This is a genomic window from Streptomyces sp. NPDC001822 (assembly GCF_042892135.1).
Taxonomy (GTDB): domain Bacteria; phylum Actinomycetota; class Actinomycetes; order Streptomycetales; family Streptomycetaceae; genus Streptomyces.
In genome coordinates this window covers 493,493-507,847 of sequence record NZ_JBIATW010000005.1, presented here as the reverse complement: position 1 = coordinate 507,847, position 14,355 = coordinate 493,493, and the positions used below count along the sequence as shown (strand labels likewise).

Annotated in this window: 9 protein-coding genes; 5 read left to right on the top strand and 4 right to left on the bottom strand. The window is 68.2% G+C overall.

The window, feature by feature from the left end:
• Window positions 1-434 precede the first annotated feature (434 nt).
• On the top strand, window positions 435-2,663 hold the full coding sequence (yicI, locus tag ACFYY2_RS15530; RefSeq protein ID WP_388742408.1) for an alpha-xylosidase: 2,229 nt from the start codon (window positions 435-437) through the stop codon (window positions 2,661-2,663).
• A gap of 268 nt (window positions 2,664-2,931) precedes the next feature.
• On the top strand, window positions 2,932-3,558 hold the full coding sequence (locus ACFYY2_RS15525) for a histidine phosphatase family protein (protein ID WP_388742405.1): 627 nt from the start codon (window positions 2,932-2,934) through the stop codon (window positions 3,556-3,558).
• 133 nt (window positions 3,559-3,691) lie between these two features.
• Here ACFYY2_RS15525 and ACFYY2_RS15520 read toward each other — a convergent pair whose 3' ends face one another.
• The 4 genes from ACFYY2_RS15520 to ACFYY2_RS15505 form a co-directional block, all read right to left on the bottom strand.
• Window positions 3,692-4,405, bottom strand: coding sequence for a bleomycin resistance protein (locus ACFYY2_RS15520; RefSeq protein WP_388742403.1), 714 nt, complete (start codon window positions 4,403-4,405; stop codon window positions 3,692-3,694).
• 135 nt (window positions 4,406-4,540) lie between these two features.
• The gene (locus ACFYY2_RS15515; RefSeq protein WP_388742400.1) at window positions 4,541-5,191 is read right to left on the bottom strand and encodes a class F sortase; all 651 of its coding nucleotides are present in this window, start codon (window positions 5,189-5,191) and stop codon (window positions 4,541-4,543) included.
• A 52-nt stretch (window positions 5,192-5,243) separates the two neighbouring features.
• Window positions 5,244-5,999 (bottom strand): hypothetical protein, encoded by a 756-nt coding sequence (locus ACFYY2_RS15510; RefSeq protein WP_388742397.1) that lies wholly within the window; start codon window positions 5,997-5,999, stop codon window positions 5,244-5,246.
• Window positions 6,000-6,436: 437 nt separating this feature from the next.
• Complete coding sequence (locus tag ACFYY2_RS15505) at window positions 6,437-10,285, bottom strand: GH92 family glycosyl hydrolase (RefSeq protein ID WP_388742394.1); 3,849 nt, start codon at window positions 10,283-10,285, stop codon at window positions 6,437-6,439.
• A gap of 494 nt (window positions 10,286-10,779) precedes the next feature.
• Here ACFYY2_RS15505 and ngcE point away from each other — a divergent pair, with 494 nt between their 5' ends.
• From ngcE to ACFYY2_RS15490, 3 genes are all read left to right on the top strand, one after another.
• Entirely contained in the window at window positions 10,780-12,228 is a 1,449-nt protein-coding gene (gene ngcE / locus ACFYY2_RS15500) for an N-acetylglucosamine/diacetylchitobiose ABC transporter substrate-binding protein (protein ID WP_388742391.1), read from the top strand.
• A gap of 50 nt (window positions 12,229-12,278) precedes the next feature.
• Window positions 12,279-13,202 (top strand): carbohydrate ABC transporter permease, encoded by a 924-nt coding sequence (locus tag ACFYY2_RS15495; protein ID WP_388742388.1) that lies wholly within the window; start codon window positions 12,279-12,281, stop codon window positions 13,200-13,202.
• Between the two features lie 97 nt (window positions 13,203-13,299).
• On the top strand, window positions 13,300-14,217 hold the full coding sequence (locus ACFYY2_RS15490) for a carbohydrate ABC transporter permease (protein ID WP_388742385.1): 918 nt from the start codon (window positions 13,300-13,302) through the stop codon (window positions 14,215-14,217).
• The last annotated feature ends 138 nt before the right edge of the window (window positions 14,218-14,355 follow it).

The window sequence follows — 14,355 nt, the reverse complement described above, 5'->3', positions numbered from 1 at the left end:
GCGGGACGCGTCGGCTCACCGAACGGGTCGTTGCCCCGCCAGCCCACGGTCCAGAGACCGAAGGTGAACCTGTCCGCAGGAGTGGGAGTGAAGCGGTCCGACATTGCACAGCCTCTTGTCGACGTCAGGCAGGGCTGACGACATGCGTCGCCCCGGGGCCAATTTGTTTGCTTGCAGTACTAATACGTCATCCCGCCGATGGTTTCTAGACCATTTCCGTGACGTATCGGTCACGTGGCGCCAACATGGCAGATCCGGGACCCATCGCCATCGGGCGCCCGCCGGGGCAATCCGGTTGATCCCGCCACCCATCGCCCCTGGCGGGCGCATTTGTTTTGTGTACGATCAAAATCGAGGGGCCCGCAGCCGCGCTCGTCGCAGGCGCCCCGGCCTCCCCGCAGTCCCGCACCTCCCGACCGGCTAAGGACCACCCCATGAAGTTCACCGACGGCTTCTGGCAGTTGCGCAGCGGTGTGCACGCCTCGTACGCCACCGAAGTCCGCGACGTGCGTCTCGACGCCGACCGCCTCGCCGCCTACGCCGCGGTGAAGCGGGTCGAGCGGCGCGGCGACACCCTGAACGCCCCGCTGATCACCGTGGACGCCTACGCCCCGGCCGAGGGCGTCATCGCCGTGCGCCTGACCCACCACGCGGGCAGGCGCCGCAAGGGCCCCGACTTCGAGATGCCCGGCGCCGCCGCGCGGTCGGCCGCCACCACCCGCACCGAAGGCGCCACCGCCGAGCTGACCAGCGGCCCGCTGACGCTGCGCCTGCCCACCGAGGGCGTCTTCGGCATGGACTTCCTCGACGAGGCCGGCCGGGTCCTGACCTCGGCGGGCCGCAAGGGCAGCGCGTTCGCCACGGTCGACGGAGGCGGGCACCACATGATCGCCCAACTCGCCCTGGGCGTGGGGGAGACGGTCCACGGCCTCGGCGAGCGCTTCACGCCCTACGTGAAGAACGGCCAGGTCGTCGACATGTGGCAGGCCGACGGCGGCACCAGCAGCGAACAGGCCTACAAGAACATCCCGTTCTACCTCTCCTCCCGCGGTTACGGCGTCTTCGTCAACCACCCGGGCAAGGTCTCCTTCGAGGTCGGCTCGGAGGCCGTCGGGCAGGTGCAGTTCAGCGTCGAGGATCAGACGCTGGAGTACTTCGTCATCGCGGGCCCCACCCCGAAGGAGGTCCTGGCGCGCTACACCGCGCTCTCCGGGCGCCCCGCCCTGCCGCCGGCCTGGTCGTTCGGACTCTGGCTGACGACCTCCTTCACCACCTCCTACGACGAAGCGACCGTCACCTCCTTCGTCGACGGGATGGCCGATCGCGGCATCCCGCTCAGCGTGTTCCACTTCGACTGCTTCTGGATGCGCGAGTACCAGTGGTGCGACTTCGAGTGGGACCCGGCCGTCTTTCCCGACCCGGAGGGGATGATCGCGCGCCTCAAGGACAAGGGCCTGAAGATCTGCGTCTGGATCAACCCCTACATCGGGCAGAAGAGCGCCCTGTACGAGGAGGGCGTCCGCGAGGGCTACTTCGTGCTCACCCCCGAGGGCGACGTCTGGCAGTGGGACAAGTGGCAGGCCGGCATGGCCCTGGTCGACTTCACCAACCCCGCGGCCACCGCCTGGTTCCAGGGCAAGCTCAAGGGGCTGCTGGACCAGGGTGTCGACGGCTTCAAGACCGACTTCGGCGAGCGCATCCCCACCGACGTCGTGTGGCACGACGGCTCCGACCAGGAGCGCATGCACAACTACTACACGCACCTCTACAACAAGGCGGTCTTCGAACTCCTGGAGAAGGAGCGCGGCCAGGGCGAGGCCGTCCTCTTCGCCCGCTCGGCAGCCGCCGGCGGCCAGCAGTTCCCCGTCCACTGGGGCGGTGACTGCTGGTCCTCCTTCGAGGCCATGGCGGAGTCCCTGCGTGGCGGCCTCTCGCTGTCGCTGTCGGGCTTCGGTTTCTGGAGCCATGACATCGGCGGCTTCGAAGGCACCCCGGACCCCGCGGTCTTCAAGCGCTGGCTCGCCTTCGGCCTCCTCTCCTCGCACAGCCGGCTGCACGGCTCGTCGTCGTACCGTGTGCCGTGGGAGTTCGGTGACGAAGCGGTTGACGTGGCACGGCAGTTCACCCGGCTGAAGCACCGCCTCATGCCGTACCTCTACGGCGCGGCGGTGGAGACGCACCGCACCGGCGTCCCGACCATGCGGCCCATGCTGCTGGAGTTCCCGGACGACCCGACCGCACGCGTGGCCGACCGGCAGTACCTGCTCGGCCCCGACCTCCTGGTCGCACCGGTCTTCTCGCAGGACGGATCGGTCGAGTACTACGTCCCCGAGGGCACCTGGACCCACTTCCTCACCGGTGACACGGTCACGGGACCCGCCTGGCGCCAGGAGACCCACGGCTTCGACAGCCTCCCCCTGCTCGTGCGTCAGGGCGCCGTGCTCGCCCTCGGCGCAGACGAGTCCCGCCCGGACGGTGAGTGGCTCGACGGCCTCGAACTCCGCGTCTACGCCCCCGAGGGCACCGGTGACTTCACCCGCACGGTGACGGTCCCGGACCTCACCGGTGCGGTGGCCGCGACGTACGAGGTCGTCCACCGGGACGGGGAGGTCCGCGTCACCACGGACACGGACCGGCCGTACACGGTCACCCTCGTCGGCTGATCCCACGGTCCGGCCCCGCCCCGAGGCGGGGCCGGACCGTGCGGAGCCGGAGGGCGCCGCAGCCGGGCAGCCCGCCGGCGACGGCGGTACCCGGCCGGGGACGGAGTGGACGGACGCTCGACTCGGGGACGGGACACGAATGCGTGCCACCTCTTCGGGGCGAGTCGCCCGGGGCGGGACCGGGAGGAATGCGATCGTGTCCCGGCGGGTTGGCACCAGCGGCACGACACGAACCACGAGCAAGGCGTTCTGAGCGGAAGAAGAAGTCATGGGCGAGCTGATCCTGATCCGGCACGGCGAGACCGAGTGGTCCCGGTCCGGGCAGCACACGAGCTATACCGACCTGCCCCTGACGGAGCTCGGTGAGCGCCAGGCCCGGGCACTCGTGCCCCTGCTGGAGGAGCGGCGGATCGGGCTCACCCTGGTCAGCCCGTACCTCCGGGCGCTCCGCACCGCCGAGCTCGCGGGGCTCACATCCCTCAGGGAGATGCCCGACCTGCACGAATGGGAGTACGGCGCCTACGAGGGTGTCACCACGGTGGAGATCCGCCGCACCCGCCCCGACTGGGACCTCTGGAAGGACGGAGTGGCCCTCGGGTCCGTCGAAGGCCACCCGGGTGAGTCGCCGGCCGAGGTCGGGGCCCGCGCGGACCGGGTCCTGGAGGAAGTCCGTGCGGCGCGGTCCCGCATCGGGGACGACGACATCGTGCTCGTCGCCCACTCCCACTTCCTGCGCGTCCTCACGGCCCGCTACCTGAAACTGCCCGTCACCGGGGGCGAACTCTTCCAGCTCGCCACGGGCGCCGTCTCCCGTCTGGGCACGGAGCACAACAAGCCGGTGATCAAGTCCCTGAACATGTCGCTGCCCGAGCGGCTCTTCAAGGCGATCGACTGACGCGGAGCGGCGGCCGGCCCGCGTCGCGTGGCCGGCTCCGGCCCGCGGCCGCGCGCACGCGGGCTGTGTCCTACGGCGGTCCGCGCCGAGGCCGGTAGTGCCGGACCGCGCGGCGCGCCAGGCCTTCGGCGCCTCACGGCAGCAGGTCGGCCCGCAGGATCTCCAGCCGCGCCAGTGTGTCACTCAGGGAGGCCCGCTCCCCGGCGGTGAGCGGTACCGAGCCCGCGCGTCGGAGCAGGGCCGCGGCGCCCCCTTGGTCCCCGAGGCGCACGGCCACGTCGGCGCGCAGCGTGAGGAGCTGGAGCAGCAGTCCGGGGGCCGGTGCGTCCGCGGCGGAGTCCAGCACACGGTCGATGATCTTCGCCGCGGCGGCGGGGTCCTCCTTGGAGTCGGCCATCAGCGACGCGTGGTGCAGAGCCCGCGCGAACGTCTCGCGGGGTGCGGGGCTGTGATGCAGGTCCCCGCCCGTCGGCTGTCCGACGCGTACGCAGTTGCCGCCCGGGTCGGTCATCAGGAACTGCCGCACGCCGTACGTCATGTCCTTCAGCGCCCCGATGCGGGGGATCCCACTCGACGGCACCCTCCCGTAGGCCTCCTTGAGCCCGGCCCTGAACGACGCGTACAGCTCGTCGACGTCGTCCGTCACGACGTAGCAGGTGCTGAAGGAAGTCGCCGGGTCGAACCGTTTCATCCCGAAGAACTGGAGCTGGATGCCTCCGCGTTCCACCGAGGCGTACGGATTCGGGCTCTTCTGCCGGAAGGTCACCTCGAAGCCGAGAGCGGTGTAGAAGTCGAGCACCGGGTCGATGGTCCGGCACGGCAGGATCGGCACGCATTTTTCGCTCATGCGTCCATCTAATCAAAGTTGATTAGTTGGCCGACAGGGGGCGTGGACGCGAACTTTCCCCGGATCCGGTCCGGACGCACGAACGGCCGGCACCTCGCCCCCGAGGTGCCGGCCGGTTCCGTGCCGCGCCGTGGATCAGACGGCCTTCTTCTTGAGCGAGGTGAGGTGGGCGAAGACGACGACGTTGGCCGAATAGCCGTTCTTCTTGTCGAAACGCCCGCCGCAGGTCAGAAGCCGGAGCTCCGGACGGCCTGTCGGCCCGTACACCTGCTCGTCCGGGAACTTCTCCTTCGTGTACGTCTTCACCTTGTCGACGGTGAAGACGGCGGTCCGCCGGTCCGCCCGGGTGACCTTCACCGTGTCGCCGCGGCGCAGGACGTTGAGGTTGAGGAAGATGGCGGGCCCCGTCGCCGTGTCGCGGTGGCCGACGAGCAGCGCCGTTCCCGCTTCCCCGGGTGACGGTCCCTTCCGGAACCACCCCACCAGCTTGGGCCTGGCCAGGGGCGGGGCGCCGAGCCTGCCCTTGGAGTCCAGGGTCAGGCCGGTGACCGGAGCCTCGATGAAGATCGCGGGAATGGCGACCTTCAGCGGACGGGAGTGCACCAGCGGGGCGTGCGAGGCGGGCACCTTCTCCTGAGGCTTGTGCGGCGCCCTCCGGAAGGGCGGTGCCCCGCCGCCCGCGGCGTCGCTGCCGCGGGCGGCGGTGACCGACGAGGCGTCCTCGGGCGAATCGGAACTCGCCCACACGATGCCGGTCACCAGCGAGAAGGTCACGCTCAGGGTCATCGTGAGCCGGCATGCGCGGCTCGGACCCCGTCGTCGCCGTCGACCGCGCGTGTCAGGCCTCGTTGCGGGCACGACGCCGGGCGGATCGACGGACCATGATCAGCCCCGCGACTCCGGCGGCTCCGGCCACGAGCGCCGCCGAGGTCCCGATGTTCGAGTCGCTCTCGGAGCTGACGCTCGTCATGTCCGGGACGCCGCCGCCGCCCGCGGGGACCGCGCCGGACGGCTTGTCGTAGATCTCGGCGGCACCCTTGCTGCCGCTCTTGTCGGCCTGCGCGCCGGCCTCGGACGAACCCTGGGCCTCGCCGCCCTCCGCGCGAGCGCCGCCCTGGCCGTTCTGGCCGGCCTGACCGTTCTGGCCGTTCTGGCCGTTCTCCCGCTCGGGCCGGGAGCAGTCGACCTCGAAGCTCTTCTGCTTGAGCGGCGCTCCGGCCACCAGCCACGTGAGCTTGTACGTGCCCTCGGGCAGGAGGTACTCCTGGCTGCGGGCCTTGCCGTCGATGAGCGGCAGCGACGCCGTGAGCGTGTCGCCCGGGGGGACGGTCGGGGGCTGCTCGGTGATCGTCCAGGTGACGAACGGCAGCGCGTCGAAGTTGTTGGCCACGAGCGCGAACTTGCAGACCTCGACGCCGTCGCGGTCACCGCGGGAGTGCCAGCTGACCGAACGGATGTCGATGTCGCCGCTCTCGCCGATGGCGAACGCGGCGGGAGCACCGGCCAGAGTGGCGACACCCGCTACCGCGGCTGCGGCGGCGACCTTGATGCCCGTGCGGGCGGTGCGGGAGCGGGCGGAAGCGGAAATACGCATGCTGGACCCCTTCGAGCCGAGATGATTGTCGTACTGATCACCTGATCGCCTAAGGGATGACACGGATCACCGGCAGAGTGCGTCGGGACACGTTGAAACGCCTCTAAATACCCTGACTAGCCCAAAGTGGATGGGGCATGGCGGTCGATCACGGCGCGGAAGGGGGCAGCCGGGCCGCTCCGGCCGCCTTCTTCGAGACGCCGGGGGCCCCGGGCATCGCGCTTCCGGGCCGATGCCGTCGTCACCCGGACGCGGCCACGTACGGATCCGCGCGGGACGCGCGGAGCACGACGACCGGGGGCGGCCACCCTGCGTACGGGTGGCCGCCCCCGGCCCGGTGACTCCGATCCGACGGCCAGACGGCCAGACGGTCACGGTCGGACAGTCGGACGGTCGGACCTCAGACGGTCACGGTCGGACAGTCGGACCTCAGACGGTCAGGAGATCAGCTCGATCTCCGCCAGCGTCGCAGCGGTGTCGCTGACCAGCCGGTACCGCGCGTACGTTCCCGGCGCGTGCACCGAGAACACCCGGGTCTGCTTGTCCCAGGCGAACGTCTGGCCGGACCGCTTGTCGAGGTCCTTCCAGGACGTGCCGTCCGCCGACCCCTGCAGCACCCAGCCCGTCGGGGCCTTCGCCGCGGTGGCCGAGGTCAGGGTGTACTGGACGGCGTTCGTGCCCGTCGCGACCGGCAGGTCCGCGGTCTCGACCGTGGCCGAGGTGGCGGAGGAGTTGTCGTACAGGGCGCCGTCGCCCTTGAGCACGTCGCCCCTGGGCGCGGGCACCTTGTCGTCCTTGGTGATGGAGACCGGTGCCGCGTCCTTGCCCGTGCCCCAGGCCGACGGCTTGGAGCCCATGTCGAAGTCCAGCACGCCGCCCTTGGCGAGCAGGTCGTGCGGCAGCGAAGTGGAGGTCCACTTCTTGCCGTTGACCTTCAGGCCCTGGACGTAGATGTTCGTCGAGCTGTTCTTCGGCGCCTTGACGACGAGGTCGCGGCCGTTCTCCAGGTGCACGGTCGTCTTCGTGAAGAGCGGCGAGCCGATCGCGTACTCGCCGCTTCCCATGACCAGCGGGTAGAAGCCGAGCGAGGAGAAGAGGAACCAGGCCGACTGCTCGCCGTTGTCCTCGTCGCCGTGGTAGCCCTGGCCGATCTCGCTGCCGGTGTAGAGCCGGCCGAGGACCTCGCGGACCTTCTCCTGGGTCTTCCAGGGCTGCGAGGCGGCGTCGTACATGTACGTGGCGTGGTGGGCGACCTGGTTGCTGTGGCCGTACTGGCCCATGCGCACGTCGCGCGCCTCGGTCATCTCGTGGATGACGCCGCCGTAGGAGCCGACGAACTCGGGTCCGGCGGTCTCCGGGGTGGAGAAGTACGTGTCCAGCTTCTTGGCGAGACCGTCACGGCCGCCGTAGAGGTTGGCCAGGCCCTTGCTGTCCTGCGGCGCGGTGAAGGCGTAGCCCCAGCCGTTGGTCTCCGTGTAGTCGTAGCCCCAGACGCGGGGGTCGTACTGGTCGGAGGGCAGGCGCCAGTCGCCGTTCGCCTTCTTGCCCTGGAAGAAGCCGGCCTTCTCGTCGAAGAGCTTGACGTAGTTCCGGGCGCGGTTGAGGAAGTACTCGGACTCCTCCTTGTAGCGCTCCTTCTTCGTCTTCTTGTAGAGCGCCTGGCCCATCTGCGCGATGCCGTAGTCGTTGAGGTAGCCCTCCAGCGACCAGGACAGGCCCTCGTGCGTCGAGGTGTTGGCGTATCCGGTGAAGACCGAGGTGTCCATGCCCTTGCGGCCGACCCCCGAGGACGGCGGGGTCACCGTCGCGTTCTTGACCGCCGCGTCGTACGCCGCCTCGGCGTCGAAGTCGACGCCCTTGACGTACGCGTCGGCGAATGCCACGTCCGAGCTCGTCCCGGTCATCAGGTCGGAGTAACCGGGGGAGGACCAGCGGGAGATCCAGCCGCCGTCCTTGTACTGCTGGACGAAGCCGTCGACCATCTTGCCGGCCTGCTTCGGCGACAGGAAGGAGTACGCCGGCCAGGTCGTCCGGTAGGTGTCCCAGAAGCCGTTGTTGACGTACACCTCACCCTTGACGATCTTCGCGCCGGTGTGGGTGGGGGTGTCGGCTCCGGTCTGCGGCGAGAACGGGCTCGCGTAGGTGGAGACCCCGTCGACCTGCTCGAAGCCCGAGTTCGGGTAGAGGAAGAGCCGGTACAGGCTGGAGTAGAGGGTGGTCAGCTGGTCGGCGTTCGCACCCTCGACCTCGACCTTGCCGAGGATCTTGTCCCAGGCCTTCTGCGCGTTCTTGCGCACCTTGTCGAAGGAGGTCTTCTCCGGGAGCTCCATGGCGAGGTTCTTCTTCGCCTGGTCGACGCTGATCAGTGAGGTGGCCAGGCGCAGGCCGACCTTGTGGTCCTTGCCCGCGTCGAAGCGGAAGAACCCGGTGACGTCGTCACCGCCGCCGCCCTTGAGCTTGCCGCTGTCCGTGACCGGCGCGTCGAAGGAGCCGTATACGAACAGCCGGGTCGCCCCGGTGGAGCCACCGCTCTTCACGTCAGAGTACCCGGTGAAGGAACCCGTCTCCGGGTCGAGGGTCAGACCGCCGTCGTTGGAGATGTTGTCGAAGACGAGGCTCGCGTCGTCACCGGGATAGGTGAACTGCATGCGCGCCGCGTGGTCGGTGGGCGTCATCTCGGCCTTGAGGCCGTTCTCGAACGTCACGCCGTAGTAGTGCGGCGTCGCGGTCTCGTTCTCGTGGCGGAACGGCAGCGCGCGGGCCGTGCGGGAGGCGTCAGGGGTGCCCGCGGCGGCGGACGGCATCATCTGGAAGGTCTGGCGGTCACCCATCCAGGGGCTCGGCTCGTGGCTGGCGCTGAAAGCCTGCAGGGTGGGCAGGTTGTCCGCGTTGTTGCCGCGCGAGTAGTCGTAGAGCCAGCTCGTGGTGCCGGCGTTCGTGACCGGCGTCCAGAAGTTGAAGCCGTGCGGGACCGCCGTCGCGGGGAAGTTGTTGCCGCGTGAGAAGCCACCGCTGGAGTTGGTGCCGCGGACCGTCGAGGCGTAGTCGGAGAGGTGCGCCTTGCGCTTCTCCGGGGCCTTCGGGGCGATCGCGATGTCGTCGATCCAGCCCTGGAACTTCGAAGGGCCCTTGGGGGAGTCGTACGCCACCAGGATCCGGTCGACCGTCTTGCCTGCGGCGACGGAGCCGATGCGCGCGGCGACCTTGTTCCACTGGTTGACGTACAGCCGCTTGGCGTCGGCCTGGCCCTGCGGGGTGAGCAGTCCGCCGTGGGTGTCGGTGGCCTTCAGCTCGCTGAGGTACGTGCCGTCGGTGAAGGCGAGGTCCACGGCCACGTGCGTGGCGGGGTAGTCGAGGTCCGTCTCGGTCATCTGCGGGTAGACCAGGTAGGACAGCTGCGTGTCCTTCGTGACCGCCGTGTCGACGTCGAAGACCTTGTTGTACGAGTAGGCGCGGCCGTCCGGCTTGTGGGTGCCGGCGTAGCGCAGGGCCTTCTTGCCGGTGAAGCCGGCGCCCTGCTTGGCGGTGGGCGAGCCCGAGGGCCCGCGATCGGCCTGGCTGCGCATCTCGGCTGGGGCCGGCGTCGTCGTGTCCCCGTCGGAGAACTGGACGTCGGAGAGCTGGATCGCGTCCGACGCGCCGTTGTTCTTCGTGAAGTCCAGACGGAAGTGCTGGTAGGCGGTGTCCGTCTGGAAGTCGAACGACTTGGTCTGGTGGCGCTCGGAGAACGCCTGACCGGTGCGCGAGTCCAGGTCCGTCCAGGACTTCCCGTCGGCGGAGCCCTTCAGGGTCCAGTCCTTCGGGTCCCGCTCGGCGTGGTCGTTGGCCGAGGTCAGGGCATACGTGACGACCTTGGTGGGCTCGGAGAGGTCGAACTCGACCCAGCCGGTCGACGCGAAGGCCAGCCATTTGCTGCCCGGTTCCACGTCGACCAGATTCTCCTTGACCTCACCGGAACCCGCGTTCTCACCGCTCGCGCGCAGATCCGTGACCCGGTCGGTGACATTGCCCGGTATTCCGGCGGTGAATCCACCGTCGACACCCGATGCCCGCTTTTCTCCGTCGGGGCCTTCTTCGACCGTGTTGCGCCAGTCCGGCTGCTTCTCGTCGGTTTCGAAGGAAGAGCTGAACGACGTTTCGCGGGACGGCTTATGGGCTGCGCCGGACGGCTGGGCGAGCGCCGCGGTGGGTGCTGCGAGAGTCAGCACGAGAGAGGCCGCGAGGACCGCGGCCGAGTGGCTTTGTCTGTGGCGCGAGCCTTGCTGGGGACCACGTAGGGGCTGCATACGGAGCCATTCCTCCCGGGGGCGTGCTTGGACAACGTTGTCATAACGGGATACGTGTTCCAGTAGGGAGCCAAGTGACCGCATGTGTCAAGGGTGTTGCACGGGGTGGCTCTGGTGATTCGACCGTATTGCGAGAAACGGTGCATCCGCGTCAGGGCGCACGGTGCCGAGGAGTCCGCGAGGTCTCAACTCGGGAAAGATGGCCGCTCAACCATGCATTCGATCTTGCTCAGTTGGCGGCAAGTGGACTATACCTGTCGGCGTCTGCACAGCCGCTTCACAACGGCGCGCGGACGCGGGGGAGGGTGCACGTCCGCGGGGTGCGAGATGCGACCTGCTATGCGGTTCCCGGAACTCCTCCACTGCATCCGGTATGACGAAATGTGCACGACCCAAGCGCAACCGACCGCGGTGGCGGGACCCTTCGCCTGAGGCGAATTCACCATGGGTGACCGGTACACCGCCTGAGTCCTGTAGAAGGCGAGGACTTGAGCATGGGATCCACCTCAGGCCGCACGAATGAGGGCCTTGGCCGTCGCGATCTGATCAAGCGTTCTGCCGCACTCGGCCTGATCGCTGTTCCGACGATGAGCTTCCTGTCGGCTTGTGCGAGTAGCGACGGCGGAAGTGACGACAAGGTCGAGAAGGGCACCAAGAGCGCGAAGAACCCGCTCGGTGTCAACGAGACCGCGGGACTCGAGGTCGTCATCTTCAACGGTGGCTTCGGTGAGCAGTACGCCATCGACGCGGAGAAGAAGTACAACGCCGCCTTCCCGAAGGCGCCGAAGGTCAAGCACGCGGCGACCGAGAAGATCCAGTCGACGCTGCAGCCGCGCTTCAACGGCGGCACCCCGCCGGACCTCATCGACAACTCGGGCGCCGAGCAGATGGACATGGGTGTCCTCGTCGGCAAGAAGCAGCTGCTCGACCTCACGCCGCTCATGGACGCCCCGTCCTACGACGACCCGGCCAAGAAGGTCCGCGACACGCTCCGCCCCGGTGTCCTGGAGATGGGCCAGTTCGACGGCGACCCCGTGTGGATCATGTACTACGCGTACACGGTCTACGGCGTCTGGTACTCCCAGACCAACCTGGAGAAGCTCGACGCGACGTACCCGGAGAACTGGGACGACATGCTCGCGCTCTGCGCGAAGGCGAAGAAGAAGGGCATCGCCGGCTGGACCTACCCCGGCAAGTACCCGTACTACCTCCCCTTCTCGCTGTACCCCTTCATCGGCAAGATCGGCGGCCGCGAGGTCCTCGACAAGATCGACAACCTGGAGCCGAACGCCTGGAAGGACCCGGCCGTCAAGGCCGCGTTCGAGGCGTACTACGAGCTCTACAAGAAGGGCTACATCCTCAAGGGCACGCCCGGCCTGACCCACATCCAGTCGCAGACCGAGTGGACCAAGGGCAAGGCGCTCTTCATCCCGAACGGCTCGTGGGTGGAGAACGAGGCCGCCCCGACCACGCCGGACGACTTCAAGATGATGGTCGGCGCGCCGTCCAGCCTCGACTCGTCCGACAAGCTGCCCTTCGGCACCATCTGGGCGTCCGGTGGTGAGCCCTTCGTCGTCCCGGCCAAGGCGAAGAACCCCGAGGGCGCGATGGAGCAGCTGCGCATCATGCTCAGCGAGGACTCCTCGAAGAACTTCACCAAGTCGGTGAAGTCCCTCAGCGCCTTCAACGGCGGCACCGACGGGCTGACGCTGTCCACCGCCATGCAGTCCGGCGTCGACGTCCTCAAGACGGCCGGCGACAACGTGGTGAACCCGCGTCTGCAGGACTGGTACGTGAAGCTGCAGAAGGAGCAGATCGGTATCGCCGGAATCGGCGAGATGATGGCCGGCCGCGCGACCCCGGCTGAGACCATCAAGAAGATCCAGGCCTTCGCCGACGCGGCCGCCAAGGACCAGTCCATCAAGCACTACAAGCACCAGTGAGCAACCGTCACCAGCGGCGGCACCCGCTCGGAAATCGGGGTCGGTAAACGATGCAGCACGGCAAGTACCGGTTCATCGCGGGATTCCTCGTGGTCCCGCTGGCGTTGTACGCCATCTTCGTCATCTGGCCCTTCGCCCAGTCCATCTACTACTCGTTCACGGACTGGACCGGACTCAGCCCGGACTTCCGGATGGTCGGCCTCGACAACTACAGTCGGATGCTCGACGACGACATCTTCTGGAAGTCCTTGCAGCACAGTGTGCTGCTCGCGCTGCTGCTGCCGCTGGTGACGCTGGGCCTCGCGCTCTTCTTCGCCTTCATGCTCAATGTCGGCGGCCGCCGGCGCAAAAGCGCCGCGGTCGCCGGGGTGCGCGGCTCCTCCTTCTACAAGATCGCGTACTTCTTCCCGCAGGTCCTGTCCATCGTGATCGTGGCCCTGCTGTTCCAGTTCGCGTTCAACCCGTCGTCCGGAATGCTGAACGAGGCGCTCAAGGCCGTCGGCCTCAAGAGCCTCCAGCCGGACTGGCTCGGTGACCCCGACCTCGCGCTCTACTGCGTGATGGTCGTGCTGATCTGGTCGACGGTCGGATTCTTCGTCGTCCTCTTCTCCGCCGGCATGGCCTCCATCCCGAAGGACTTCTACGAGGCCGCGCTGCTCGACGGCGCGAGCCGCATCACGACCTTCTTCAAGATCACGCTTCCGCTGCTCTGGGACACCGTGCAGTCGGGCTGGGTCTACATGGGCATCCTGGCGCTCGGCGTGGAGGCCTTCACCGCCGTACAGGTCATGACGGTCGGCCCGGGAGGCCCGGACTACTCCACCACCGTCCTGCCGCTGTACGTCTACCAGACGGCCTTCAGGGACGCCCAGGCCGGTTACGCGACCACGATCGGCGTCGGGCTGCTCATCGTCACCATGCTCTTCGCGGGCATCGTGATGCGGCTGGGCCGGCGCGAGCGGCTGGAGTTCTGATGCCGGCCCCCTCGCGGTACGGCGACCGGACGACCGGCGGCACGCAGAACAGTTCGGTCCCGGTGGCCGGCCCGACAGTTGTACGAGGTGAGCACGTATGAAGGTCACTGAGACCCCTCCCGCCGTCCCGGCCCAGCGCTCGCCGGTGACGAAGACCGGCGCCCCGGCCGGCGAGACGGCGAAGAGCAGCGAGGGCAAGGTCCTCAACGTCTTCTCGCACGGAGTGCTGATCATCTGGGCGGTTCTCGTCGTCATGCCGCTTCTCTGGGCGGTGATGGCGTCCTTCAAGACGGACGACTCGATCCTGTCGACGCCCTGGTCGCTGCCGGACAGGCTCCACTTCGAGAACTGGTCGCGGGCCTGGAACCAGGCGCACATGAGCGACTACTTCCTCAACACCATCATGGTGGTGGGTGGTTCACTCGTCGGGACCCTGCTGCTCGGCTCGATGGCGGCGTACGTGCTGGCGCGCTTCGACTTCCCCGGGAACCGGTTCATCTACTTCCTCTTCATCGGAGGGATGAGCTTCCCGATCATCCTGGCGCTGGTCCCGCTGTTCTTCGTCATGAACAACATGGGCCTGCTGAACTCGGTGCACGGGCTGATCCTGGTCTACATCGCCTACTCACTGCCGTTCACGGTCTTCTTCCTCACGTCGTTCTTCCGGACCCTGCCGACCTCGATCGCGGAAGCGGCCATGCTCGACGGGGCCTCGCACAGCCGCACCTTCTTCCAGGTGATGCTGCCGATGGCCAAGCCCGGCCTGATCAGCGTCGGCATCTTCAACTTCCTGGGCCAGTGGAACCAGTACATGCTGCCGACGGTGCTGAACACCGACCCGGACGGCAAGGTGCTCTCCCAGGGTCTGGTCGAACTTGCCACCAGCCAGGGGTACAAGGGTGACTGGTCCGGCCTCTTCGCCGGCCTGGTGATGGCCATGCTGCCGGTGCTCCTGGCCTACATCGTCTTCCAGCGGCAGGTGGTCGCCGGTCTGACGGCGGGGGCGCTCAAGTAGCGGCACGGCGGCACGGCGAGCCCGCCGCGCACGCACACCAGGAAGGCCGCACCCCGCCCGGGGTGCGGCCTTCCTGGTGTGTTCGTGGGCAGGGGTACGGGTGCCGAGGCGCCGCCCGTTCCGGATTCCGGGGAGGCG